At 71.1% G+C, this 23,472-nt stretch carries 23 protein-coding genes; 2 read left to right on the plus strand and 21 right to left on the minus strand.

From position 1 onward, the window contains the following. Positions 1-51: 51 nt before the first annotated feature. Positions 52-300: a hypothetical protein gene (locus NON00_RS13025; protein WP_256021636.1), complete on the plus strand. Its 249-nt coding sequence runs from the start codon at positions 52-54 to the stop codon at positions 298-300. Between the two features lie 288 nt (positions 301-588). Here NON00_RS13025 and NON00_RS13030 read toward each other — a convergent pair whose 3' ends face one another. From NON00_RS13030 to NON00_RS13130, 21 genes are all read right to left on the minus strand, one after another. Next, a complete protein-coding gene (locus NON00_RS13030; protein ID WP_256021638.1) occupies positions 589-936 on the minus strand; it encodes a hypothetical protein in 348 nt (115 codons plus the stop codon). Continuing rightward, the gene (locus NON00_RS13035; RefSeq protein WP_256021640.1) at positions 933-1,646 is read right to left on the minus strand and encodes a glycoside hydrolase family 19 protein; all 714 of its coding nucleotides are present in this window, start codon (positions 1,644-1,646) and stop codon (positions 933-935) included. Before NON00_RS13035 ends, NON00_RS13030 begins: the two co-directional genes overlap by 4 nt. Before the next feature lies 1 nt (position 1,647). Then, positions 1,648-2,097: a hypothetical protein gene (locus NON00_RS13040; RefSeq protein ID WP_256021642.1), complete on the minus strand. Its 450-nt coding sequence runs from the start codon at positions 2,095-2,097 to the stop codon at positions 1,648-1,650. Between the two features lie 11 nt (positions 2,098-2,108). Beyond that, positions 2,109-3,053, minus strand: a complete 945-nt coding sequence (locus NON00_RS13045; RefSeq protein ID WP_256021644.1) for a DUF2793 domain-containing protein — start codon at positions 3,051-3,053, stop codon at positions 2,109-2,111. Positions 3,054-3,093: 40 nt separating this feature from the next. Continuing rightward, entirely contained in the window at positions 3,094-6,660 is a 3,567-nt protein-coding gene (locus NON00_RS13050; protein ID WP_256021647.1) for a phage tail protein, read from the minus strand. A gap of 3 nt (positions 6,661-6,663) precedes the next feature. Next, positions 6,664-7,101 (minus strand): NlpC/P60 family protein, encoded by a 438-nt coding sequence (locus tag NON00_RS13055; protein ID WP_256021649.1) that lies wholly within the window; start codon positions 7,099-7,101, stop codon positions 6,664-6,666. Further along, the gene (locus NON00_RS13060; protein WP_256021651.1) at positions 7,085-7,939 is read right to left on the minus strand and encodes a DUF2163 domain-containing protein; all 855 of its coding nucleotides are present in this window, start codon (positions 7,937-7,939) and stop codon (positions 7,085-7,087) included. The genes NON00_RS13055 and NON00_RS13060 overlap by 17 nt, the downstream gene beginning before the upstream one ends. After that, on the minus strand, positions 7,936-8,601 hold the full coding sequence (locus NON00_RS13065; protein ID WP_256021653.1) for a DUF2460 domain-containing protein: 666 nt from the start codon (positions 8,599-8,601) through the stop codon (positions 7,936-7,938). Before NON00_RS13065 ends, NON00_RS13060 begins: the two co-directional genes overlap by 4 nt. A gap of 6 nt (positions 8,602-8,607) precedes the next feature. Continuing rightward, positions 8,608-11,922 (minus strand): tape measure protein, encoded by a 3,315-nt coding sequence (locus NON00_RS13070; RefSeq protein WP_256021655.1) that lies wholly within the window; start codon positions 11,920-11,922, stop codon positions 8,608-8,610. Next, positions 11,915-12,205, minus strand: coding sequence for a hypothetical protein (locus NON00_RS13075; protein WP_256021658.1), 291 nt, complete (start codon positions 12,203-12,205; stop codon positions 11,915-11,917). Before NON00_RS13075 ends, NON00_RS13070 begins: the two co-directional genes overlap by 8 nt. A 131-nt stretch (positions 12,206-12,336) precedes the next feature. Further along, positions 12,337-12,768, minus strand: coding sequence for a hypothetical protein (locus tag NON00_RS13080; RefSeq protein ID WP_256021660.1), 432 nt, complete (start codon positions 12,766-12,768; stop codon positions 12,337-12,339). A gap of 19 nt (positions 12,769-12,787) precedes the next feature. After that, the gene (locus NON00_RS13085) at positions 12,788-13,927 is read right to left on the minus strand and encodes a phage tail tube protein (RefSeq protein WP_256021661.1); all 1,140 of its coding nucleotides are present in this window, start codon (positions 13,925-13,927) and stop codon (positions 12,788-12,790) included. 10 nt (positions 13,928-13,937) lie between these two features. Next, complete coding sequence (locus NON00_RS13090) at positions 13,938-14,390, minus strand: hypothetical protein (protein ID WP_256021664.1); 453 nt, start codon at positions 14,388-14,390, stop codon at positions 13,938-13,940. Positions 14,391-14,449: 59 nt separating this feature from the next. Next, the gene (locus tag NON00_RS13095) at positions 14,450-14,803 is read right to left on the minus strand and encodes a hypothetical protein (protein ID WP_256021667.1); all 354 of its coding nucleotides are present in this window, start codon (positions 14,801-14,803) and stop codon (positions 14,450-14,452) included. A 92-nt stretch (positions 14,804-14,895) separates the two neighbouring features. Continuing rightward, positions 14,896-16,851: a prohead protease/major capsid protein fusion protein gene (locus NON00_RS13100; RefSeq protein WP_256021671.1), complete on the minus strand. Its 1,956-nt coding sequence runs from the start codon at positions 16,849-16,851 to the stop codon at positions 14,896-14,898. A gap of 64 nt (positions 16,852-16,915) precedes the next feature. After that, positions 16,916-17,287: a hypothetical protein gene (locus tag NON00_RS13105; RefSeq protein ID WP_256021674.1), complete on the minus strand. Its 372-nt coding sequence runs from the start codon at positions 17,285-17,287 to the stop codon at positions 16,916-16,918. 6 nt (positions 17,288-17,293) lie between these two features. After that, entirely contained in the window at positions 17,294-18,883 is a 1,590-nt protein-coding gene (locus tag NON00_RS13110) for a phage portal protein (protein ID WP_256021676.1), read from the minus strand. After that, positions 18,883-19,113, minus strand: coding sequence for a phage head-tail joining protein (locus NON00_RS13115; RefSeq protein WP_256021679.1), 231 nt, complete (start codon positions 19,111-19,113; stop codon positions 18,883-18,885). Before NON00_RS13115 ends, NON00_RS13110 begins: the two co-directional genes overlap by 1 nt. Continuing rightward, complete coding sequence (locus tag NON00_RS13120; protein ID WP_256021681.1) at positions 19,113-21,335, minus strand: phage terminase large subunit family protein; 2,223 nt, start codon at positions 21,333-21,335, stop codon at positions 19,113-19,115. Before NON00_RS13120 ends, NON00_RS13115 begins: the two co-directional genes overlap by 1 nt. Further along, on the minus strand, positions 21,332-21,877 hold the full coding sequence (locus NON00_RS13125) for a terminase small subunit (protein ID WP_256021683.1): 546 nt from the start codon (positions 21,875-21,877) through the stop codon (positions 21,332-21,334). Before NON00_RS13125 ends, NON00_RS13120 begins: the two co-directional genes overlap by 4 nt. Continuing rightward, on the minus strand, positions 21,870-22,511 hold the full coding sequence (locus NON00_RS13130) for a hypothetical protein (protein ID WP_256021685.1): 642 nt from the start codon (positions 22,509-22,511) through the stop codon (positions 21,870-21,872). Before NON00_RS13130 ends, NON00_RS13125 begins: the two co-directional genes overlap by 8 nt. A gap of 291 nt (positions 22,512-22,802) precedes the next feature. Here NON00_RS13130 and NON00_RS13135 point away from each other — a divergent pair, with 291 nt between their 5' ends. Continuing rightward, positions 22,803-23,147, plus strand: coding sequence for a hypothetical protein (locus tag NON00_RS13135; protein WP_256021688.1), 345 nt, complete (start codon positions 22,803-22,805; stop codon positions 23,145-23,147). Positions 23,148-23,472 lie beyond the last annotated feature (325 nt).

The raw sequence follows: 23,472 nt of genomic DNA on the forward strand, positions 1-23,472 counted from the left end.
ACGCAGCGGGTCGAGGCATCCCTGACAGCGCCCGGTAGGACGCGGGAAGGCATGGCGGCCGCCTACGCGCTCGCCGGACCGGCGGCAGACCGGCTCATCGACTGGGATGAAACGGAAGGGCAGGCGGCCGTGGCCTTCTCGCTGCGCGGGCGGGGCGATGCCGGGAAACGCGAGATCGAGGCCGAGGTGATGGGAGATGGGCAGACCGTACCTGCCCTCGGAACCGGCGGCGGCGGCGCCGGGCACCGCTTCGTGGCCGAGGTGCGGTCGCGTTGGGTGAGGGTCCGCGGGCTGAAATGAAGTGCGGGCCGGGCACCCCTGCCCGACCCGCTGAACCCCAAGAGCAACGCACAGAGGCTGTCCAGTTCCCCCGTGCAAGGAAAGAGTAGGATAGTCGGACGCAACTCTCAACGTCTTTCGACATCCTGACCAAGCAATTCGCGCACTTGCCCCAGCGCGTCTCGGCACGCCGAACCGGCGTCAGCAACGTCGACTGTCCACGCCGCAAGCTGGCGCTGTGTCAGGGCGCCGTCCGGCAGCGCCGGTTCGGCCGGGCACGTCAGCAGGGTAGGGGGGACAGGCAGCGGGTCAGGGCGTGGGGCGGGCTGAGCGCAGGCGCAAAGCATCCAGCAAGGCAGGATCCACGGGCGCATCAGCGGTAGCGGGCGCATCGGCGATTCTCCGGCGGGTGGGGGCGGAGCGGGCCGCACGGGCCTCTGCGTCGCGGGCGGCGCGCTCCAGGGCGAAGACAATCCTTGAGTGCCCGGCGCGCAAATCCTCGACCTCGCGCACCGCGGCGTCGCGTTCCTGGAGCGCGTCGTCCCTCGCGGCCGACAGGTGCAACGCCCAAAGGACGGCGCCGACGACGGCGGTCGACGCCGCTACACCGGCAAGGATTCGCCAGCGCACGGCGAGGAAGGCGAGGGCGGCGGTCACGCGAAGGCGCCCTCGGCGGCCGCGACCAGGGCGAGGCGCTCCGGCAGTCCCGCCAGAAGGGCGTCCTCGGCCGCATCCACGAGATCCTCGCGTTCGGCGAGGCCCGTAGTGCCGCCATTGATGACCCTTGTGGCGCCGCGCACGTCGCCCACGTCGGCGTAGCGGTTGAGGTTCTTCCACGACCAGTACCAGGCTGCCGACATCGCGGCGCCCTCGCGCGTCAAGCACCACTCCGCCGCGGCCTCGACCGTCATGCCGACGGCGGCGGAGAACATCGTGTAGTTCTCGCGGCCGGTGAGCTGCTTCAGGCCGCGGCCGCGGAAGCGCCAGCCATCGCCCGGGTGCACGTTGCCCATGCGGGCGCCGTAGACCCTGTTGGCCAGAGCTTCCGGGTTCCGCACGAATGGCTGCGCGGATGCGACCGTCGGGAACCTGTTTGGCCATACCGCGCAGAGACGCGCGGCTGTCGTGTAGACGAGGTTCTCCTCGAGGCGGGAGAAGCGTCCGCTTTCGTGCGCGACCTGCCCGAGGAAGGCCGCGCGGCGCGCCGCCGTGTCGATGCCGAAGCGGGCGAGGGCAGGGCGCAGGGCGGCGTCCCATCCCGCCGGTTCCGCGCATCCAACGGCGCGGAGTGCGGCTGGGAGTCGATCGTCGGCGGGCGCCGTGGTCTGCGTCGGCGCAGTGGGGGAGACCCAGCTCAGGATACCCATGTCAGACTCCTTCGGGCCGGGCACCCAGTTCGGCGGGCCAGATGGCGGCGAGCGCCTCGGGCGTGGTCGCGAGCAGCGGCAGCACGGCGATGTCGAGTGCCAGCAGGAGCGCCTCGGCGGCTGCGGCGGCCGTCGCCGTGACGGTGTCTCCCACGCGGCGGGCGCGGCGCCACTCGGCCTCGAGCTCATCCAGCCGCCGGTGCCGCTCGGCGGCGAGGCGCGAGCGCCAGATCTCTAACGCGGTCGGCATGTCCACCCAGAGGCTGCCGTCGTCCGACAGGCGCCACGCGCCATAGAGGCTCATCGGCGGCGTTGCCTCGCCCGCAGCCATGTCGCGCCACACCGTGCCGTCGGGAACGCCGCAGCGGTCGAACGGCCCCTCGTAGTCGCTGGGAATGCTGCAGACGACGGCCGCACCGGCCTCGTCGCGGAAAAGGATTTGCCGCGTCATGTCCTGTGCCCTCACGAAGTTGCGTGAATGACGACGGAGACGGAGTCCATATCCCAACCGTCATTCACATAGACATTCTGGGTCTGGTAGGTCGTGCGGATGTCGAGGTGCAGCGTCGACCGCGTGTTCGCGAGCCTCTCCTCGGAGACCATGCACATGGTGTTGTCTCCATTCGCCGCAGATGTTGGCGAGGAATCGAACTTCCCGCCGAACGTCGTCGGCGCAGTGATGGGCACCGGCGCGGAGAAGTTCAGCCGGTAGCGGCCGATGCCGCGGCGGGTGATCGAGGCAATGTTCTTGCTCGCGCCGATGGCCAGCGTCTTGCCCGAGAACTGCACCGCGACGAGTGGGCTGCCGGTGCTCGCGGTGGGCGCGGCGCCACGCCACTTCTGGCTGGCGAGGTCGAAGGTTAGCACTTGCCCTTGGGCAGGAGTTCCGAGTGCTACATCCGTCAGGCCAGCGAGCGTCGATGAACCGCCCTGCGCGGGGTTTGGACCGCTGGTGAAGGCGCCCTTGGCTGCGTCGAAGAAGAGGACGTCTTTGTCGGTGGGTGCCGCCGATGGCAGGTCCACGTCCAGCAGCTCGTTCAGCTTGGTCGCGCCTTGGGTGCCGCGCTGCCACGTGGCGCCCGTCCACCAAACGGGCGCGGCCTCGTCCTGCACCCAGGCCGTCCAACCGACGGTGGGGGCAAGGAACCGCCAGCCGCCGTAGTAGGCGGCGACCATGTCCACTTTCCCAAGCCATGGGTCGGACGGCATGTCGGTCGCCTGCGCGGCGACGATCCAGCATTCACCCTCGGCCGGAGCGGACGGGGCGGCCGACAGGGTGCGCTTGCGGACGGTGAGCTGCGCGACGGCATCCACGCGAGTAAAGGCGTCATTCAGCTTGTCGAGCCTGCCTGCCTGCCCCTCAAGCAGGTACGGCAGGCTCAGATTCGGGCTGCGCTGCTGGCTCACACGGTCCCCCTCTGCCGGGAGCCGCCACGCGGGCGGCGGACTACACCGTCAAGGATGCCGCAGCGGGACGCCCGGCTCCGAGCAGGCCGGAGATCTGCCGGACCACGAGGGAGACCTCGCTCGGGAGCGCGCCGAGGTCCGCGATCTGCTGTGCGGCGGGGTATGTCCACCGCGGCTCGCCGACGCGGACGGTTCGGAGCACAGCGCCATCGGCGCCGAGCACGTCCACGAAGTACGCCTCGGCCTGCTCGTCCAGCGGTACGTCGTCCGCCCACTCGTACCAAGTCGTCCGCAGGCGGGCGCGACGGCACCAGCCAACCGCGACGTCGCCGGTCAGCCCGTCGCGCACCGCCTCGACGTGCACCGGCGGCTTCGGGAGCATGGCGAATCCTTGCACCGCCAGCGTGTGGGTTGGCGCGTCGGTCTCCACCTGGCCCCTGGTCAGCGCCTTGAAGCCGAGCGGGCGCCCGCGGTCGGACAGCTCCAGCTCGGCGAAGACGCGGGCGCCCGGCTCGAGGAGTACGAAGCGCTCACCGGCTGCGTGGCTCGCCGTCGCGGCCTCGGTGGCTCTACGCCCCCTGAGGAATCCAGAGAGGAGCCACGAGCGCGGCCCGGTCTGCTCGGCGGAGCGGAAACCAAGGATTTCGTCCCCGACCAGGGCGAGGTTCGCACCGGCGTAGACCGCGTCCTCGTCGGCGCTCTCCAGCGCGGCACCCTCGGGCAGCTCGATGGAGAGGGTGGCCCCCTCGTCCCAGTAGGCCACCGGCCCGTCCGGCAGCGCGCTCAGGGTCTTGCCGACCGTCGCCAGTCCGGCGGCTAGGGTGAGGCCCTCGAATTCTTTGCCCCCGTCCCGCGACACGATGACGGCCGCCCCCGGCCACCGCGCGGGCTCATCGCATGTCACGATGACCTGCACGCCCATGCCCGCTTCTTCATCCGAGAGCGGCGCCGCGTCCAGCAGGATGAGGCCGGTGTCCGGCGGGCCCTGCCAGCGCTCCCCGGTCTGCGGACCGCTGTCGGCACGCAGGCGGAGCCCGTAGTCGACGGGGAAGACCGGCGTCCCGCCGAAGGCGACGAAGTTCGGCGCCAGGCGGCGGGTCTGGATGCGGATGGTGAACCCGCAGTATGACACCACGTCGCCCGGCCGTAGGTGGCTGTATTCCAGCGGGAGCTGGCCGGTGATCTTCTCGGCCTCGGCGCGAGCCGTGAACAGGCGCGTGTAGGCGATCGCCTTGGCCCTCTCCGGCGTCATGACCACCGGCAAATCGAGCGTCAGGGCGGAGAGCGCCCCGGCCGCGATGTCGTCGGACGCCTGCTGCGTCCCGACCTCGTACTCCCGCGCCGGGTCGGCATACCTCACGATGACCTGCCGGGGCAGGTCGCTCCCGGGCATGAACATGCGGCCGTAGGGCTTCGCGTCCTCGCCAAACGGGTGGGCGCCCACGAGCTCGAGCGGAACGGTGGCCGAGATGGCGGCCGTCCGCAGCTTGGCCCTTAACCTGCCGTCCTCGGGAACCAAGTCGAACGGGCTGTAGAGCTGGAGAGGCTCGAGGGTCGCGCGCGTCGCGGTGGGCCCCGGGACGGTGTAGCCGATGAGAGTGTCCTCGAGGCGGGAGACATCGAACTCGTCCTCGCCGAATCCTGCGCGCCTGAGCCGGTCGGCGACGACGAAGGCCAGCGGCACTTCGGAGCCGTCGTAGCACCTGATCGGAAAGACCTGCCGCTCGCCGGAGAGCGGGTCGCCCCAGACGGCCGCCCAACCCGCCACGGCCGAGCTGGTCCAGTAGGCGCAGAAGGTGGCGGACGGGCGGGGCAGGGCGAGGCCCGGCAGGTCCATGGCGCCGCGCGCGAGGGCGAAACCGCCGTCGGCGATGGAAACCTCACTGTAACGCTGCACGCCCTCGCCGACGGCGAAGGCGGCGACCCGGCCGCGGCCGATGTAGCAGAGGGAGCCGTGCGGCCGCAGGGCCTCGGGCGGCCGCCATGGCTCGCGGGTGCTGCGGGCGCCGTCGGCGGACACGGCGATCGTGCCGAGCCACGGATCCCCGCCGGGCGCGGCCGACGAGGCCATGACAACCCACTCATCTCCGGCCGCCGCGACCGAGCCGCGCCCGAGGCCGAGGGTGCCGACGATGTTCACCCCGCTCCACAGGTCCTCGTCGAGCCCGAAGGCGACGCCTGTGCCGGTGAAACGCGCCGTCATGGCCCGGACCTCAATCGGGTTTCGGGAATGGCAGTCCACGAGCAGGAGCGAGCTGTCATGCCCGGTCGGGATCGCGGTCGCTGCCCCCAGCAGGCCGTTGCCGATGGTGATCTGCCCCCGGCGCCAGATGGAGTGCCACGAGGTGCCGTGGAACTCCAGGCCGTCGCCCCCCAGCGACCAGACGAGCCAGCCACGCGAGGCGTGCAGGGCGGTCCCGGCCATGATTGCGGCGCTGCCGACCCACACGAGGTCGCCGTCGGTCGAGGTGTTGAGCTGGATGTCCGCCTGCGGCGCGGCGGAGAGCCAGGTGCCCGCGTCGTCGTCGTAGACGGCCGCGAGGATGGCCCCGGTGTGCGCGATGGTGGTGCCGCGCCGCGCCGCCACCGCGACCCGCCTGCCGTCCGGCGAGACGGCGGTGTCCAGCTGGTCGAAAGTGAACGGGACCGCCGGGCCGGGCACGGTCCGGACAGCCTCGAGGCCGTCCCGGGCCGTGTCGAGCCGGTAGGTGGTCGCGGACAGGCGGCCCTCGGCGTCCACGCCCACCGTCGCCCAGCGTCCCCCGTTGAGGGCGAGGGCGGCCGCGCCATGGAGCGAAACCGGGGCGTGCGGCGCCGTGGCGGGCATCAGCACCTCAACGTCGAAGATCTCACCGCCCAGCCCCTCGACGGTCCAAAGCATGTTCGGCGGGCGGCGGCCCCACTCGTCCGTCAGCAGCCGCGAAATGACGACGTAAGCCGTGCCGATGTAGGCGGGGACGTTGCCGACGCCGTGCATGCGCTCAAGCAGCGAGTCCGGCGGCTGGTCGTCGCCGCCCCGGTAGACGCGGAGCTCGTCGTAGTAGAGGCCGGGGACGCCGCCCTGGTCGCGCGGGGCCACGGCCGAGGAGACGGCCCAGTAGGGGACGTTCGGGTCCTCGGTGTAGCTTCCGGGCTGCATGGCGTCGGCGTCGTAGAGCACCTTGCCCTCGGCGGTGCCCCTCAGGACGCGCCGGATCGGCCCCTCGCACAGCACGACGGCCATGTTGGCCCGGTACTCGTAGGTCCGCTGGTAGTTCGATTTCCGGCTCGGCCACTTGCCCGACTTCGTGACCTTCACCTTCTCGACCTCTTCGAGGTCGCTCAGGTGGATGACGGTCCCGGCCAGCTTGTTGCGGCCGTAGACGACGGGGATGCCCGCGCCGTAGGACGAATCCTGGACCTTCAGGCTGTCGAGGCGCGGCCCCGCGGTGCTGGTGCCACCCGGGCTGAAAATCGCGCTGTCGATGGCCGAGCCGATGACGCCGCCCGCGATGGAGCCCGCTGTCGCGGCGGCCGCGACCACGAACGAGGTCGCGGCGTACCCGGCCGCTGTCGCGGCGGCGCCACCGGCATAGGCCAGAAGGGGGGCTAGGACGGCGACGGCCATGGCTCAGGCACTCCGGAAGCGGTAGGCGGCCACAACGGGCCAGGGCAGGGTGGAGAGGGCCTCGTCGTGCGTGCCGCGCGGCGCCACCCCGAGGACGTGCGCCACGCGCCCGCCGCCGGTCAGGATGCCGAGGTGGACCGGCCTGCCATGGACCTCGAAGCGGACGATGTCCCCCTCATCCGCCTCGGCCAGCGGGACGGGGTCGGCGAACCGTGCCAGCTCCTCGTCGATGAAGCTGGGCGCCGGGACGCTCCGGTAGGTCGGCAGCGCATTGGGTACCGGCAGCCCGGCCGCCCAGCCACACGCTTTCACGAGGCCGCCGCAGTCAATGCCGAAGCGCGGGTCGCGCCCCTGCCTGCGGAACGGCACGCGCGCGGCCGCGTAGCCGCGCGCGGCGGCCGCGATGCGGGCGCGGGTGTCGGCGTCAGCTTGCCTTGACATTGGGCGTCTTCTGGAGCTGCTCGCGGGACGGCACCCACGGGAAGCCGCCGAACCGGCGGCCGTTGTTGAAGCGCGCCTTGCAGTCGCTCTCAAAGGAGCCGCCGCACCCCGCGACCACCCGGACGGTGTCGCCCGGCTCGATCTCGCGCGGCGTCGACTGCCACAGGACCAGGCGCCCGTTGGCCGATGCCTTCACCTGGCGCCGCGTCCCCTTGCACTTGCCGGAGAGCCACTCGACGGTGCCGTAGGCGAAGTGGTCAGCCGGGTGAGCCGCGAGGGCGCCCGCGGTAAGCGCCTGCATGCCGTCGGTGCCGTCGACCGTCGCCTCGTGGGTCAGGGGCGCGAGGTCAACGCGACACTTCGCGTCGCCCAGCCGCCACGGGCATTCGACGGTGCAGGAGCGGCCCACCGTCTTGCTGAGCTGCTCCTGCGGCCCGAGCAGCCCGAACACGAACTGGTCGCCGCTGATCCGGATCTCGCCGATGCGCGCGTAGCCGTTCTCGACGGGCGCGATGCTCGGGTCCGCCCAGCAGACGGTGTAGTCCTCGACGAGCGCGTTCGCGTAGAGACCGGCGGCGATGTCCTCTTCGGTGATGGCGTCGCTCGTCAGGGTGCCGGTCAGCTCGGAGTTGTCGGCCGAGAGGGCGTTGGTGTCCTCGACGTTGCTCGGCGTGATCGCCGTGCCCGGCTCGCAGACGACGCCGACCACCGGAACGGGCTCGTCGTGGCCAGTGAACCCCATGACCACGCCGTCGGCGCGCCTGACGACGATGCACCGCGTGAGGCGGGCAACCTCGCCCGACATCTCGGCCTGCATGCCGGGGGAGACGTCGATCACGACACGCCCCCCCTCGCCAGCCGCACCTTGATTTCCCTTAGCGGCAGGCTCGCCGAGTTGTTCTCGTAGTCGTCCCAGCGCGTGTTGAAGGGTCCGTTGAACCGCATCGGGATCTCGAACCGGAACCCGGCGGTCACGACGATGCCCTCGGGCGGTGGCGCCGTGAGGGTCAGTAGCCCGGTGGTCGGGTCCACCCGGAAGCCGGACTTCAGCTCCGTGCCGCCGACGGCGACGCGCACCGAGCCGTCGACCGGCTTCACGATGGGTCGGACGCGGCTGAGCGGTCCGGCCGTGTAGCTCTTGGTGAGCTGCCACTCGGTCTGCGTGCCGGTTCCCTTGCCGAGCACCTGGTCGCCCGGCTTCGGCTCCCCTCTCCCGTTCTTCGCGGAGCTGTGGTCGGACGGGTGCATGAAGCGGAACCCGTACGCCTTGCCGCCGACCGCGATGTAGAACTCCTCGGCAATGGCCAGGTCGTCCGGCGACATGATGCCGGTCGCGGCCTCAACCTCACGCAGCGGGTGCGCGTGGCGCAGGGTCCGGCGCTCGATGCCGGAATCGCCGACCGTGATGTCGACGGGGAACTCGAGCGTTCCGCTGGAGCCGTATGCCAGCTCAAGCGGGTAGCTGAGCTCCAGGAAGGACGGGATTGGGACGAGTGCCACGGGACCTCACCTGTAGCGCCCCGCTCCCGCCACCATGTCCCGCGTCCGGGCCATCATCTGCGCCTGGCTCTCGCGGAACGCCGTGGGGTTGGGCGTGCTAATGTTCCAGACGATGTTAATGGGCGCGCCGCCGCCGCTCCGAGCGCCGCCGCCGGAACCGCCGCCCGCCGTGCCCCGCATCTGGGCGTCGGTCAGGACGCGTCCGTCGAGCGGCGCGACGAACCACTCCGGCCTGCCCCCCATCTCGTTGACCCGGTAGTTGCTCCCGCCCAAGACTGGGCCGCCGCCTGCGCGGGCGCCCGCCACCGCGGGCGTGGCGCCGCCACCGAAGAGGCTGCCGATGCCGTTGCCGATCCAGCTCCCGGCGCTCTTCAGGGCCGAACCGAGAACCCCGCCGTCCTGCTGCCCCCCGCCACCGGCGGCGTTCGCCGAGCCGAGGCCCAACGAGCCGCCGAGGCCGCTGGCGAGGCTGGATAAGGCGTTCTTGAGTGGGGCCATGACGAACTGCTGCATCGCCAGGTCGGAGACCGCCTTGGCGAAGTCCCTGACCCCCTCGGACGCGCTCTTCGAGCCGTCTCGGACGCTGTTGAAGGCCGAGACGGCCGCGTCCGCGATGCCGTCGTAGTAGCGCTTCATGTACTCATAGTTCTTCTTGTCGCGCTCGGTCTGCGCGGCCTGCTCGGCCGTCTTCGCTGCCTCGGCGCGCACCCGCGCTGCGTCGTCTGCCGTCAGGTCGCGGATCTTCTCCCGCAGCTCCTTCTCACGGGCGAGCTGGGCCACGCGCTGCTCGATGTCGTCGTTGCCCGACCGGTAGACGGCCGACAGCGCCTCGAGCTCCTGCCTCTCGATGCCGTAGCTCGAGATCAGGTTGTCCGCCTTCTTCTTGCTCTCCTCTACCTTCTTCATGGCCTCAAGGAGCCTCTTGTTGGCGTCCTCAAGCTCGCGGTTGGCGACGGCGAGCCTGCGCGCCTCGTCCTTCTGCGCGGCCGTGGCCTTGGTTCCGAGCGCGAGGACCGCCTTCTCGGCCTCGTAGGCGGCGGTGATCGCGGTGACCGCGCGCTCGCCCTGCTGGTAGGCGCCGTTCAGCCCCTGCAGCTCGGCGTTCCGCGCGCGCAGGCCCTCGAGTTGACGCGCCGCCGTGTCGCCAGAGCCGCTGCCGCCCTTCTTCCCGTTGTCGTTCACGGCGGCGCCCGGCCGCTGCCGGTTCAGCCACTCCCCATGCTCGCGATCCCGGCGCTCGCGGTCCGTCCGCGCCTGCGCCTCGCGGGCGGTGCGCGCCTCGGCATCCTTGCGCTCCTGCTCCTGACGCTGGTTGGCGCGCTGCCGGGCGCGGTCGGCAACGGCCGAGGCGGTGCCTGACAGCGCCCCGCCGGTGAGGCTGTCGCCAGCCAACCAGGCCGTGGAGAGGTACTCGCCCACGGCGCCGCGCACATCGCCGGTAGCCATGCCAGCGCGGTAGGCCGCAGCGGCGCTGGCACCCGCCTTCTCGGCCGCCTCGAATGTCGCCGAGGCGGAGAATCCTCGGGCCAGCGCCTGCCCGGCTTCGGAGAAGTTGCCCGAGAGGGAGAGCTTCACAGCCGTCCCGAGGCTGGAGAAGGCGCCGCCGATGTCCGAGACCGTCGCCTTCACGACATCCCAGATGCCTCTCATCGTCGCAGTCCATGCCGAGATGGCCCCTGCCGCGAAGCCGGTCAGGTTCACCCCCATCTCCCCGAAGTAGGCCTGAATGGCGCCCCACTTCGTCCGGACCCAGCCCACCACCTCGTCAGAGGCGGTCGCCACACCGTCGCTGATCGCGTCCCAGGCCCCAAGGATGAGATCCTTGAGCGCGACCTGCTCGCCGCCGAGGTCGATGGCGGCATCCCGGAAGTAGTAGAGCCCCCCCACGACGGCCGCGGCGGCGATGCCCACCGGCCCGAGCGCGGCCGCCAGCCCCATCGCGGACGTGGCGAGGCTGGACATGGTCGCGGCCGCGCCGACGGCACCGAGGCCCACGAGGGCGGCCTTGACGGCATCCGCATGCTCGATGACAAAAGCAAAGGCGGAACCGGCCATGCTGATGGCCGAACCGATGCCCTCGCCGAGCGACGTGGCGGCCGCCATTGCCTCGGGGCTGCCCAGAATCGTGGTCAGCCGCTGCATCTGGCTGCTCAGAGCGGCCTCGAAGCCGCCGCTGAAGACGCGGTTCTTGAGCTCGTCCCACGCGTTTCCGGCGCGGTTGAGGTTGGCCCGCAGGCTGTTGGCGGCCGCGGCCGCGCCCGGGCCGAACTCGCGCTGGAGCTGCTCGGCGAAGCGCGGCAGGAAGGCGTCCGCGTGCAGCTTGCCGTCGGCCATCATCTTGGCGAGCTGCGCGGTGGTCACGCCCATGGCGCGCGAGGCGATCTGAAGGGCGCCGGGCAGGTGGTCGCCGAGCTGCTGGTTCAGCTCCTCGGACGATACCTTCCCCTTCGACACCATCTGCTGGAGCGCCTTGAGGGACAGGCTCACCTGGTCGGCGCGCAGGTTCAGCACCGCGCTGGCGGACGCCATGCCCTCGAACACGGCGTGCGTGGCCCTGCCCTCGATGGCCGTTCCCTTCGTGGCTGCCGCGAACTTTGAGTAGTCCTCGGCCGTCGTCCGCAGGGAGAGGCCCAGGCGGGACGAGACGTCGCGCACGTAGTCGAACTCGGCGGCAGCGAGGGTCGCGTTCCCGGTCGCCGCATTCAGAGTTGTCTGCACCCTCTGAAAGGCCATCCCGGTCTCAAGGATTTCCCGGCCCGCCGAGATGGTGGCCATTGCTGAGCCGACGCCGAGGGCGAGGCGCTGGAGCCCGGAGAGCGAGGATTCGGCGCCCTTCGTGTCCACGCGGACCGGCGTGTCGACGCCGCCCCCGAAGAGCCGCCTCAGCCGCTGCCAGGCGCCCGTGGCCGGGGCGGTGTCGGCACTGACCTTGACCGTCTCGGACGCCGGGGTGGCGGTGCGCTTGGCGCCCGGCTGCATCCACGGCACGGCGGACCGCTCGGCCGACGCCTGCGACCATGCTGAGGCCGGGATGGCCCGGAGTCCCGACAGGTCCGGGGCGCCGCCGCGCGCTACCCGAGCGCCCTGCACGACACCCCCGAAGGCGGACGGAATGGCGCTGGCAGGCGCCGCCCCGCGCCGTGCCGCCGCCGAAGCCCGCTCGGCGGCCGCCTGCGCCTCGGCGATTCCAGCTTTCGCCGAGGCGGCCATGGCCTTGCCCATGTCCTTGCCGGTGGCGTTCAGCGTCGTGTTGAGAGCAGCTGCGCCACGCTGGGCGGCCTCTGTCCGCAGCTGGATCTCAAAGTCGAGCCGCTCAGTCATCGCCACGCCCCCTCGCCCTGCGCTCGCGCTCCGCCCGCTTCCGCGCTGCCTCGTCCCGTCGCCCCTGCTCCTTGGCCTCGGCGGCGTGGCCCCTCAGGGCCTCGGCGTCGGCGTCCCGGATGAGGTTGAGTTCCCACGGGGTCGGCCTCGCGCCAGTGGCCGACATCCAAGCGTGGATCTCACCCCACTGGAGTGGCAGCGGACCAAAGCCGGTGCCGCCACGCGCCGCGTCGAGCTCCAGGAACCAGTTCCAGACGTGCTGCATGCCCTCGGGAAACGGCACGGGTCGGTCGTCCTTGTGCGGGCGCCCCACCTTCTGCTGGAACTCCTCGAAGGTTTGCCGCCGAGTTTTGCCATCGGAGCCAGTCCGGTCGAGGCCGATGCGCCACGCAACAGCCTCTCGGAATCGCTCTGCTAGGCGCCCAAAAAAGCCTTCCGGTCTCCCGCCGTTCGGTCGACTTGGTCAGCCGCCCACGGGTAGCGCGCGTAGAAAGCCGCGGCCGTCTCCCGCGAGAACTCCAGCGGCTGGCCACCAAGCTTGGCGCCCGGCGTCCAGCCGAGGGTGATCTCACCGAGGAAAGCGGCGCGGTCGGACTGGTCCGCCGCGTCGTCTTCCTGCCCCGCCTCACCACGATCGAGGATGCGTCGCATCGCGCGGGTCTGCGCGCCGCGGTAGACTGCACTGTCAGGCCCGGCCACGCGGATACGGAACTCGGCCTCGGGGGTCGCCCGGATGGGCTTCCGGGTAACCGGGTGCACGATGGGCACCTCGGCACCCGCCTCAGAATGCGTCGCCGCAGGCAGGGTATCGAAGTCGAAGGACTCAGGGGCAGTGGTATCGGTCATGTCACTCGGTCCTTTCGGCTCAGGCCACGGGGTGGCGACGCTGGATGACGAGGGTGCAGCCGTGCTCGGCCGACTTGAGGGCGGTGAACTCGGCCTTGGCGGAGACGGCGCCCTCGCCCTGGATGGTCTCTTCCTCGCCGGAAAGCTTCACGCGCGGCAGGTGCCAAACGTACCAGCCCTCGCCGTCCTCGGTGTAAGTGCGGCCCCAGATGGCAGCTTCGCCCTCGTCGAGCAGGAGCGTGATGAGCCGGTCGTCCTCGGGCTCGATGGTGACGTCGCCGGACAGCTTGAACTTGCCGTTCAGCAGCTTCTTCTTGGTCCGGCTGCCGTAGTAGCTCGACCCGTTCGGCGCGTTGTCGATGTTGAGGTTGTGGTCGGTCGCCGTGCCGAGCGTCTCGCCAGCGAGCAGGATCTCGCCGTCGAAGGCCGTCAGCAGGCGGCGCCGCTGCAGCGGTCTTGGGCTGGCGTCGAGTGGCGCCGCTACCACGCTCATGTCGAGGGCCACGCCCTTGGCGTCGATGCCAATCAGGCCGGTGTTGGGGAACGACAGCCCGATGGTGCCCAGACGCGTGGAGTGGCCAAGCCGGACCTTGCGACCGGCGAGGGCGCCCATGACCATCTGGAACAGGAAGTCGACGTGCTTGGTGCCGTTCTTCAGCTTAGAGCCAACCACGCGCACGGTGGCCGTGACGCCGGTCTCATCCTCGAGGTCGCCGTCGAGCAGCAGCGAACCGGCGGAGACCGCCTTCACGCGGAACTCGCCCTCGGTCGCGAAGCCCTCGAGCTCGATGACGTCACCCGTCTCGAAGCCATCCTCAACGAACGAGCCGGTCGCCCGCGTCACGGCGCCGGTGGCCGCGACGGCGGAGAACACGCCAGAGACGCTGGCGCCATCGACCCAGTCGCCGCGCAGGGCGCCCGCGAGAAAGGCGTCGTGCGCGCCGTAGCAGAGATGGTCCACCAGAGAGACATTGGCGCTGCGGCCGCCCTGGCGCATGTCGCCGACGTTGCCATCGGGCGTGATCGCCTCGTCCTGGTAGGTCTCGACCTGTGGGTTGATGCCTGCGGACGTGAAGGCCAGCGTCTGCATGACCGGGGCGCTGCCCGCGGGTTCGAGGCAGTACGCCAGTTCGACGGTCTGGTTCTCCTGGATGGCCACGGGCGGCTCCTCAGCTGGAAGCGGTCGGGCTGCCGACCGGGTGGTGGACGTTGACGCGGAAGAGGGCCTTGACCTTGCCGACCGTGGAGACCGGCTGGCCGTCTTCCTTGAACTCGATGATCTCGGTTTCCACCGAAACCGCGTCGCAGGAGCCGCCGCCCACCGCGCCGAACAGGCGGACGGCGGTGAGCGCCCGCTCGACCTCGAGGGCCATGGCGTCGAGGGTGTCCTCGAGCGCCTCGTCCTCGCCGTCGCTCCACCCCAGGACCGCCACGTCCACCGTGCGCTTGCTGTCGCGGTTGCTGACACGCTCGACGGTATCCGACGGGCACCAGACCTGGAGCGCGGGCAGTTCGTCCGGCGCGCTGGTCCGCGACGCGCGGACGCGGTCGCCGGTCGTCGGGAGCCCGATGAGGGCCTCGACGGCGACGTCGCGGATGCGGCGGCGGATGTGCAGGTCCATGGCGGACGGTTCTCCCTACGCCCTGAGGCTACCGGAGCGCCGCCGCGCGCTCCGAGTGGTCACCGGCGTGGCACGGCGGGGCGCGGCACCCGAGGCGCGCTGGGCGCCTGCAGGATGAGGGCGACCATCCCCTTCTCGTCCGGCACCGCCTTTCGGACCTCGTAGGCGGCACCGCGAAAGGACACGCCGTCCCCCTTCGCGGCGCCCGGGACGGCGGCCGCGCTGACATGCGCCGCGACCGAGACGGTCTGGTAGGCCGCCAATCCTTCCTCGGCCTCGAGCTCGATGTGCCGGGGGTTCCAGATTGCGCTCATGGTGCGCGGCTCGCCGCCGCCCTTGGGCGTCCAAGTCAGCAAATCCTTGTCGCCGAAGGCGCCCACGAACATCGAATCCATGCCGTCGAAGAGGCCCATCGCGCGTCCCCCTGAAAGGAAAAGCGCCCCGGGGGAGACCCCCGAGGCGCTGCCCGGCGCCGACATCGAGAGCGGCGCCGGGCCGGTCAGGCTCAGCCCTCGGTCGGCGGGTTGCCGATGAGGACGAACCCGCGGTGGTCCACCGCCTTGACCGCGATGTCCACGAAGCCGAGGACCTCGACGCTGTCGGGGATCTCGAAGCCCTTGCGGAAGCGGGCCTGGAGCCCTGCCGCGCCCTGCAGGTAGCCGACCTCGATGCCGTTGATGCGGCCCGGGGCGGCGGCCATGATCCAGCCGCCGTTGAGCGCGCGCATGCGGCCCTCGGTGACGATGGTCAGGTCGGACTGGCTGTAGGGATTGAAGTCCGCCGCCTTGCCCGCAGTGATGGCGCCCAGCGCCTTCTGGAACGGCACCTTGTGGGCGAAGGAGCCGATGACGTAGGCCGGGGACAGGTTCAGCACCCGCCCCTTGGCGTCGGTCAGCTCGCCCATCTTCTGCTCCGCCGCGGCGAAGCTGTCCGGAGACGGCGCGGCCGCCGCGACCACGTTGCCGTGGTCGGCGTGGAACAGGGGCTTGCCGTCACCCATGAGGGTGTAGTCCGTGAGAGTGGCCCAGAAGAGGTCGGACTCGAGGACCGCCGTCTCGACGCCGAGCTGCTCCGCGTCGTCGCGCAGCGCGTTCAGGTCGTCGTTGATGATGGTCTCGCGGGTGATCGCCGTCCGGCCGCCGTAGGACTTCAGCGCGTAGCTGACGACCGTGCCGTCCGTCCGCTTGCCGAGCGGGACGGCCTGGCCCTCGGCGACCAGGCTCATGCCCGGGAAGGTGCCGCGCGCGTAGCGGTGAACCGGCTTGAAGTCGGTCAGCTCGACCACGCGGGCCAGCGGGCGCCAGGTCGGCGCGGCCAGCTCGTAGGACTTCAGCATCGTCTTCTTCGCCACGTTGGCGAGCAGGACGGGGAAGTCCGTGGTCTTCTGAAGGTCGGTCTCGCTGCGCAGCGCGCGGACCGCGACCTCGTCGCGGCTCATGCCGCGCACGTTGACGCCCTGGGCCTTCAGGTAGTCGCGGGCCACCTCGGACAGCGACAGGCCGCGCCACTCGCGACCGGCCTCGGACAGTTCGAAGGCGGCGCCGTTGGCGCGGTGCAGCAGCGCGTTCTCGACCGCCTGTGCGCGGGTCTCGTCGCCGTCGCGCAGCACCTGCACGCGGCCGCCCGGGACGGTGGCGGTGCTGGCGTGGCGCTCGGCCACGGCCTCGAGGATCGCCATGCGGGCGGCCTCGACCTCGGCGCCGCTCTCGACGAGCTGCTCGGCGGTCTCGACGGCGGCGAAGCGGGTGCCCAGCGCGCGGATGGCGGCGGCGCGGGCGCGCTCGGCCGTGGCGGCCTCGGCGCGGACGGCGGCGACGTCCACCGACGGCGCGGCGGCGCGGGTCGCGCCGGTGTTCTCGAGCTCGGGTTCCATGGTCCGGACGGTCCTTTCTGCGGGCTGGACGCCCCTGCTGTTGATGACGGTGATCTCGCAGGGGGCGTCGCCCTGCTCACTCCGCACGCCTGCCCCGGCATCAGCCGGGACCGCGACGAGCGAAATCTCGTAGGGCTCCCAGTCCACGACCCGGACGAGGGGGACTTGGCCGTCCCGCTCGATCCTCTCGGTGCGCCAGATCCGGTAGCCCACGCTCACGTTCCGGACGATGCCGTCGCGGACATCTTGGAAGAGGATGTCGGCGTCGGCGCGCTTGCTGAAGCGCACCGTGGCCAGCCCCCGGTCGCCCTCGAGGCGGGCGCCCTCGACCACGCCGACCTGGGACGCCAAGTTGGCGCGATGGTCGGCGAGGAGCGGTGCGCCGCCGTTCAGGCGGCCCATGCGGACGGCCGACGGGTCGACCACGAGCTCCTCGTCGAACTCCCCGTCCCACCACGTCACGCGCCGCACCACGGCCGCGGCCGTCCAGCACAGCTCGACGGTGCGTGCGGCCTCGTTGGCCGTCGCGGGCGCGAAGCTCGCCTCGCGGAGTTGCATAGGCAAGCTGCGTGTCTCGATAGTGGCCATGTCGCTCCGTCCTCTCCGCAAAAGCTACAGAGCGCCCCCAGCGCGCTCCAACAGTCCTCGGAAATCAGGCCGCCGGGGGCGCGGGTGGGGCCGTATCCTTGGCGGCGGCCGGGCGCCGGACCCGGGAAAGGATTTCGTCGAACGTGCCCAGCGGGTCGGCGGCGAACCGGCGGCCGAGGGCCAGCAGACCGGTGAGGATCAGGTCCGCCAGGAAGCTCGCCGCCCCGATCAATGCCGAGCGGACCCCGTCCGACACCCCGACCGAGCTGAGGGCGGCGTTGACGAGCAGCCCGGCGAACGCCCCCATGACGATGCCCCGAATGACATCGCCCAGGGTGAGCTGGCGCTGGAGCATGGCGAGGCGCGCGGCCGCGCCAAGGATTCCGAGGCCGACGGGCGCGGCGTAGGTCCAGTCGCGGTCAGAGAGGATGGACACAGCGGCTCACTCCTCGGCGCCGGGCGAGCCGGGCTTCTTGGCGGTCTTCTTGGCGGCGGACTTCGGCGGCTCGGCGCCGTCGCCCTCATCCTCGGCGCCGGGCACGACCTGCGCCTGCCCTTGGTCAGAGACCTTGCGGGGGTCGCCGGACCGGACCACGCCGAGCGCGTCGAACTGCATGTTGCGGGCCGCGATAACGGCGAGCTGCTCGTCGGGGTCGTAGCCCCGGCCGGAGACGAGCCTGTCCCAGGTCTCGTAGCCAGCGCGCTCCTGCATGAGCAGCGCCGAGGTGTCCTTGAGGGGATCCGTCATCTCCACCGGCGGCGGATCCCAGTCGGCGAGGGCCGGGGCGTCCTTCCAGAGGGCGGCGAGCAGGCCGCCCTCGCAGAACCACTCCCAGATGCTCGCGCAGAGCATCGGGATCAGCACAAGGTGCTGCGTGAGCTCGACCTGCCGGTTGAACTCGAGCCGTGCCGCCCGGATGGACGAGTAGTTGGCCTGGCTGACGTCGCTGGTGAGCTGATCGTAGCCGATCCCTAGGCCCGAGGCCGTCGCGTAGTCCGCGAGGCGGAGCATCTCCGGCGCGCCACCGGCCGAAGTCGGCTGGATCGGCCGGAAGCTCTGCCCGTACTTCAGCTTCAGCAGCATGCCCGGGGTGAATTCCACGTCTCCGGACGCCCCGCGGCTGGCCGCGTTTGCCATCTCCTGCGTGAAGTTCGGCAGCTCGTTTTGGTACTCGACCACGCCGCCGATGCAAGCTTCCAGTTTCAGCCTGATGAGCGTGGCCTCGGTCGTGTCGGCGCGGTCCTGCAGCGTCCCGAGGACCGCGTGCATGACCGGCAGCGCGTCCACTTGGCCGCTCTCCGTGATGACGTGGACGTCGGCGACCTCGTCGGCGGGGACGCGGACGCTCTCGTTCGCCAGGGCGCCCCAGCTGTTGTCGCCCGGCCGGGTGCGGCGGATGTGGTAGGCGATCCGCGTGCAGCCGTCGGCGGCGAACTCGATGCCGCGGATAGTCTGCCCGCCGCCCGGGGCGGCGCCGTCCTTCGAGTGGTCGAGGTAGTCCGGCTCGAGCACCTGGATCTTGGTCGGGAGCGTCCTGTAGGCCCCCTTGCCCACGACCTTCTTGCGGACGAGGACGCGGCCAGACTCGAAAAGGATAGACGCCGCCAACGCCATCAGGCCGTAGGCCGTCTGGCGCCCCTCGGCGTCGCACTCGCGCGTCTCGCCCCACGCCTTCCACGCCTTGGTGCGGGCGGCGTCGACGCCCTTCAGGCCGGACCGGGACTTCGGCCGGATGCCCCAGCCCACGGTGTGGCCAACGAAGGTCAGGCGCGCCTTCCTGGCGTGCGGGTTGGTCCGGCACAGGCGGCGGCTGATTTCGCGCAGCCGGTCCACGTCCACCTCGGCCACGGTTCCGCCACCGAAGGGGCGCCAGCCCTCGTCCCGGAGCCGGTCGTTCCGCGCCTGCGGCGTCTCCGAGCGCGTCCGCATGTCGGTCAGCAGCTCGCCCTGGGCGCGCGCGAGGTCGCGGCGCGCCCCGGCGGCCGGGGAGACGTAGGAGATCGCCCGGTCGAGCAGGTTCCGGACGGCCATCAGCGCGGCCTCACGTAGCGGATCAGGGTGATGGCCGACGGCGCGGCCGCCGCCGGGTCGAGGGCGCTCTCCATCTCCTCGAGCAGGGCGCGCATGTCGGCCAGCGACCGATACTCGACTTCTTGCATCTGGCCGGGGCCGGTCGAGTAGCGGATCTTGGTTGCACCCTTGAGGTAGTGGAGCCTCAGGGCCTCGTAGAGCGGCCGGTCCGCATCCGTGTATCGCGCCATCAGAGCCACCGCCGCCGTGGGGCCAGCCAGCCGGTCCGAGAGGGCCTCGCCGCGGGCTCCGCCCCGTCCTCGGGCGGCTGCGGCGGGGGCATGTCGGGAGACTTGCCGGGTTGTTGATCTGTCCTCTCGACGGTATCAACCGACGCTGCTGCGCTCCGAGCGGGCGCCGCGACATCGGCCACCGGCGCCGGGGACGGCCGGGTCCGGAGCCGCAGGTCGTCGGCGAGGCGGTCGAGGGCGTCCGGGTCGGTGTTGGCCTGCACCCAGCCGCAGTAGGCCGCGTAGGCGTAGCAGAAGCAGTCCCAGGTCTCATTGCGCTTGCCGTCAGGGCAGTCCCATTCGACCCAGGAGAGGTTGCCCTTGTGCCGGGTGACGGGGCGCTCGGCCGTGAGCTGCTGGAAATACTGCGCCCCAAGGGCGCGCTCCTCGCCGGGGAAGTGGACGTAGCGGGGGCCCGGGGCCTTTGTCGCCAGCAGGCCCCGGACCGCGAACTTCGTCGCGTTCGAGCCGATGACGTAGAAGGGCACCTGCCCCTTCTTGCTCAGGGTCGGCCGCCGCGGCCAGATCGCGCGGCTGGTGTCGCCCTTCTGGGTGCCGCCGTTGCCCTTCACCGCCCAGACGCGGCGGGACATGCGCTTGTGGCACCACTCGTAGACCATGTGCGTGGTCTTCCGCCCGCCGGAGTCCACGGCGGCCGCCTCGACGATGAAGGCGAGGCCGTCGCGCCGGTGGCGCAGCCGGAGCAGGTGCCTGTCCAGCTCGTCCCAACAGGCCGGGTCCGTCACCACGTCGCCCTCGGCCGCCCAGAAGACGGTGTGGCTGATGACCCAGATCTCGCCCCCGCGCCCGAAGCCGAGGATGGTGCACTCCAGGCGGTTCTCCTGGACGTCCACGCCCGCCATGAGCAGCACGACGCCGTCGGGCACCTCGGCGGGATACTGCTCCTCGCGGCTCTCGAGCGACGAGTAGCTCAGCTCCTCGACGGCGCCCTCGTAGACCTCGGCGAGGACCGTGTTCTGGAACGCCTTCTCCTGCTCGGGATGGCCGCGCGAGGCGAGGAACTCGCGGACCGCGTCGGGGAGCTCCTGCTTCGGCGAGTAGAGCCTGCTGCACCAGAACCCGGCGTGCCGGTTGGAGATGGCCATGCGGTTGCACTTCCGGCACACCGCGCGCCAGACCCAGCCGTCATGGCGCCAAACCGTGGCCTCAGGGTTCTGCCGGTGGCCCTCTTCGGGGTCGTGGTCCTCGCCGCAGCACTTGAATGCCCTGCACTGGCGCCAGTCGACCTGCTGGAGCGCCTCAAGGTGCTCCTTCCGGCTCCAGACGCAGCCGCAGCTCTCGCAGGCGTAGGCCGCCATGTCCGGCAGGTGGTTCCTGTCGGCGTCCTTCGACCACTTCACCCCGCCGCGGCTGTCCTTCGACCCCCAGCGCATGACCTGGCGCACGCCACAGTGCGGGCACGGGACGAAGGCGCGCCGCTGGTCGCTGTCGAGATACGACGACCAGATGCGGCACTCGCCCTTGTTGCCCGGGGAGCTGACGCGGATGCTCAGACGGTCCGGGAAATTGCCCGCCCGCTTCTCGACCATGATGATCGGGTCGCCCTCGCCCCCGGCGGAGAGAGGGAAGCGTCCGACCTCGTCGAGGAACGTCAGCGGCGCGTTGCGTCCAGCCAGGTCGGTGGCCGACTGGGCCGAGCCGCAGAAGATCCACGAGCCGTCGGTGAAGGTCTTCTCGAGGGTGGAGTTGGCCGAATCCCGCGCCTTCGCCCCGCCCTCGGCCTCGCCCTTGCGCTTCTTCCGGCGCACCAGCTTCTCGGCCAGGACCGGGCACTCGCGCAGCATGGGCGCCAGCCTCTGGCGGGACCAGCTGCGCGCCGCGTCCGTCTTCGGCTGGATCATGACGATGTTCTTGGGCGACAGGTGGATGGTGCGCCCGATGGCGTTGAGGATGAGCTCCGTCTTCCAGATCTGCGTCGCGGCCGCCCCGGTGAGGATCTTCACGCCTGGCTCGGTGACGGCGCGCATGGGCCCGCGCGCCACCTCGAACGTCGCCGTCCGCCAGGGTCCGGGCTCGGGGCTGCCAGGCGGCAGGATGCGGTAGGCGTCGGCCCACTCGTCCACCGTCATGCGGGGCGGCGGACGCATGTGGTCGCGCAGCGCCTTGGCCAGCAGCTCGCGCAGGCGCCCAACCGGCGGCGACAGGTCCGGCAGGCCGCTCATTCCTCGTCCCCCTCGTCATCCTCGTCGTCGGCCACGCCCCCGGCGCCGAAGGTCTCGGGCGCCACGAGAGCCTCGAGGGCGGAGCACATCTCGTCGTGGACGATGCGCTCGAGGCTCGTAAGGTCCGTCTCGCCCTGCACCCGGGCGGCGATGCGCGGCGCGCGGCTCAGCAGGCGCTGGCAGGTGGCCGCGTAGGCGGACGCCACTTCGGCGCCGACCAGGTCCATCTCGATAAGGCGGGCGCGCTTCGCCTCGAGATCGAGCCGGTCCGAGGCGTTCTTGATGGCTTGGCCTTCGGCCTGCAGGTCGCGAAGGTCACCGCTCCCGACCGAGGCCGCATTCCCATCCTGAGTGTCGATGCGCCAGCGGACGACGTCCGACACCCGGAAGCGCCATGGGCGCCGCCCCACCGCCCGCTCGACGACGGGGCAATCCTTCGGCACCCATGAATCGACGATCGTGTGCCGGTCCACGCCCATGAGGTCGGCCAGTTCCGCGGCAGAGACAATCTGCGAGACGCCTGCAGGCCGCTGCCTAGGCATCGGCGCCACCTTCGACCAGCGGCCGTAGCCGCTCTATCGCCGCCGCGAGAAGAGTTAGTGTAACGCTAACCTCACTGGCGACCGGCACGGTGACGCGCGCCACCGGCAGCACGGCCGCCGGGTCGGCGAGTTCTAGGGCAACCAGGGTCCACTCGGCCGCAGTGACGTCGAGGCCGAGGATGCGGTTGGGAGCAGTCATTGGGCACCCCCGAAGATCCGACCCACCAGGCGGCCCAACGGTCCTCGCGAGTATCCAGGACGATTCGCCACAGACGGCGGCGCCGGGCGCGGCGGCCGCACGGCCGTCTCCCACGGCTTCGCGGATCTGGCGCGCGACGTCGGCCTTCGCCCCGCGCAGCGCGGATGGGTCTGGGCAGACGATGCAGACACGCACGTTCACCGGCTGCGGCGGCTCGCGCTTGTCGGCCATGCCGGAGATGGCGGCGCCCAGCCGCCGGGCTTCTTCCGCGCAGGCCGGGCCCATGGCGTGGGTGCTGTGGCGCTCGTCGGCGCCCGCCGCCCAGCAGATGCGGGCCGCCTGCGCGCGGGCGGCCTCGTAGCCCTCGCGCCAGGCGGCGCTGCGGCGATCCGGGAGAGCCAGGGGGAGATTAATATGGCTGTAGCCGCGCGACATCGGGAACCCCCGTCAGGGGCCTTGAGCGGCCCTCTAGGAGCGATTTCCCCACGTCACCACGCAAGGAAGGCCCGTTCCCGAGGCTACCCGCCGGAAATCACTGGCTCCGAGCGGTTCAGGCGAGGTGGGGAAACGTGGGGGCAACACCATCATTCAAACGGCCGGACTGCTCCAGAGAGCAGCAAGGTGACCCTCAGAGCAGAAATTGATTACCCAAGGTCATACGCTCTTGAAACGGCTTTCGGGTGCTTCTAGATGTGTCTCTGGGTCAACAAAGCAGCACTGGAGATCATGATGGCCACCGTCACTGACGCCAAGATCCGCGAGGTCGCGGTAAAGCTGTGGACAGACATCTACGAAGAGGAATTCCGCGGTAAGGACCGCGGTCGGTTCTGCCTGACGCGGGAGCAGATGCGGCAAGCTCTCGACACCGACCGGCTGCACGCGTCGACCATCCAGAAGCTGCAGGACGAGGCGCTGTCGCTGGGCCTGGTCATCATCGACTTGGACGACCTGTTCCCGTGCGTCGAGGTGCGCATCGTCCGCCGTTATCGTCGTCCCCCGCAGGAAGTTTTCCGTCGCCACTTCCCGGAGCCTGAGGCGAACGAGGCCGAGGAAGGCGACGACGACGAGTAGTGGGGAATGGGTCTGGGACGCATCGGCTAGCGTGGGACTGCGGGGCGCGAACCCCCGCATTCCCCGGCGCCCCCGGGAAGAACCTAGGCCACCGGGGGGGGCCTGCCCCGCCCCCGCCCCTCGCCGGGCGGCCGCAGCCTGCCTCGCTCGCCGAGGTCCGGAGCCTCGGGCGCCGGTGACCCGGCCGGGTTCCAGCCCAGCCGAGGTAGCGGCGAGGTAGCCGCTACCCATGGTGGGGAAACGCCCCCGGACGCATCGGCTAGCGTGGGACTGCGGGGCGCGAACCCCCGCATTCCCCGGCGCCCCCGGGAAGAACCTAGGCCAC

Source organism: Roseomonas sp. GC11 (assembly GCF_024437745.1).
In the GTDB taxonomy this organism is placed as follows: Bacteria; Pseudomonadota; Alphaproteobacteria; order Acetobacterales; family Acetobacteraceae; genus Pseudoroseomonas.

Bases quoted from the DNA above. Each gene is read 5' to 3' on its own strand.
- NON00_RS13055 (WP_256021649.1), bottom strand. From the start codon at position 7,101: ATGTCAAGGCAAGCTGACGCCGACACCCGCGCCCGCATCGCGGCCGCC.
- NON00_RS13070 (WP_256021655.1), bottom strand. From the start codon at position 11,922: ATGACTGAGCGGCTCGACTTTGAGATCCAGCTGCGGACAGAGGCCGCC.
- NON00_RS13090 (WP_256021664.1), bottom strand. From the start codon at position 14,390: ATGGACCTGCACATCCGCCGCCGCATCCGCGACGTCGCCGTCGAGGCC.
- NON00_RS13040 (WP_256021642.1), bottom strand. From the start codon at position 2,097: ATGACGCGGCAAATCCTTTTCCGCGACGAGGCCGGTGCGGCCGTCGTC.
- NON00_RS13080 (WP_256021660.1), bottom strand. From the start codon at position 12,768: ATGACCGATACCACTGCCCCTGAGTCCTTCGACTTCGATACCCTGCCT.
- NON00_RS13095 (WP_256021667.1), bottom strand. From the start codon at position 14,803: ATGGGCCTCTTCGACGGCATGGATTCGATGTTCGTGGGCGCCTTCGGC.
- NON00_RS13035 (WP_256021640.1), bottom strand. From the start codon at position 1,646: ATGGGTATCCTGAGCTGGGTCTCCCCCACTGCGCCGACGCAGACCACG.
- NON00_RS13130 (WP_256021685.1), bottom strand. From the start codon at position 22,511: ATGTCGCGCGGCTACAGCCATATTAATCTCCCCCTGGCTCTCCCGGAT.
- NON00_RS13100 (WP_256021671.1), bottom strand. From the start codon at position 16,851: ATGGCCACTATCGAGACACGCAGCTTGCCTATGCAACTCCGCGAGGCG.
- NON00_RS13120 (WP_256021681.1), bottom strand. From the start codon at position 21,335: ATGAGCGGCCTGCCGGACCTGTCGCCGCCGGTTGGGCGCCTGCGCGAG.
- NON00_RS13110 (WP_256021676.1), bottom strand. From the start codon at position 18,883: ATGGCCGTCCGGAACCTGCTCGACCGGGCGATCTCCTACGTCTCCCCG.
- NON00_RS13025 (WP_256021636.1), top strand. From the start codon at position 52: ATGGCGGCCGCCTACGCGCTCGCCGGACCGGCGGCAGACCGGCTCATC.
- NON00_RS13135 (WP_256021688.1), top strand. From the start codon at position 22,803: ATGATGGCCACCGTCACTGACGCCAAGATCCGCGAGGTCGCGGTAAAG.
- NON00_RS13115 (WP_256021679.1), bottom strand. From the start codon at position 19,113: ATGGCGCGATACACGGATGCGGACCGGCCGCTCTACGAGGCCCTGAGG.
- NON00_RS13125 (WP_256021683.1), bottom strand. From the start codon at position 21,877: ATGCCTAGGCAGCGGCCTGCAGGCGTCTCGCAGATTGTCTCTGCCGCG.
- NON00_RS13050 (WP_256021647.1), bottom strand. From the start codon at position 6,660: ATGGCCGTCGCCGTCCTAGCCCCCCTTCTGGCCTATGCCGGTGGCGCC.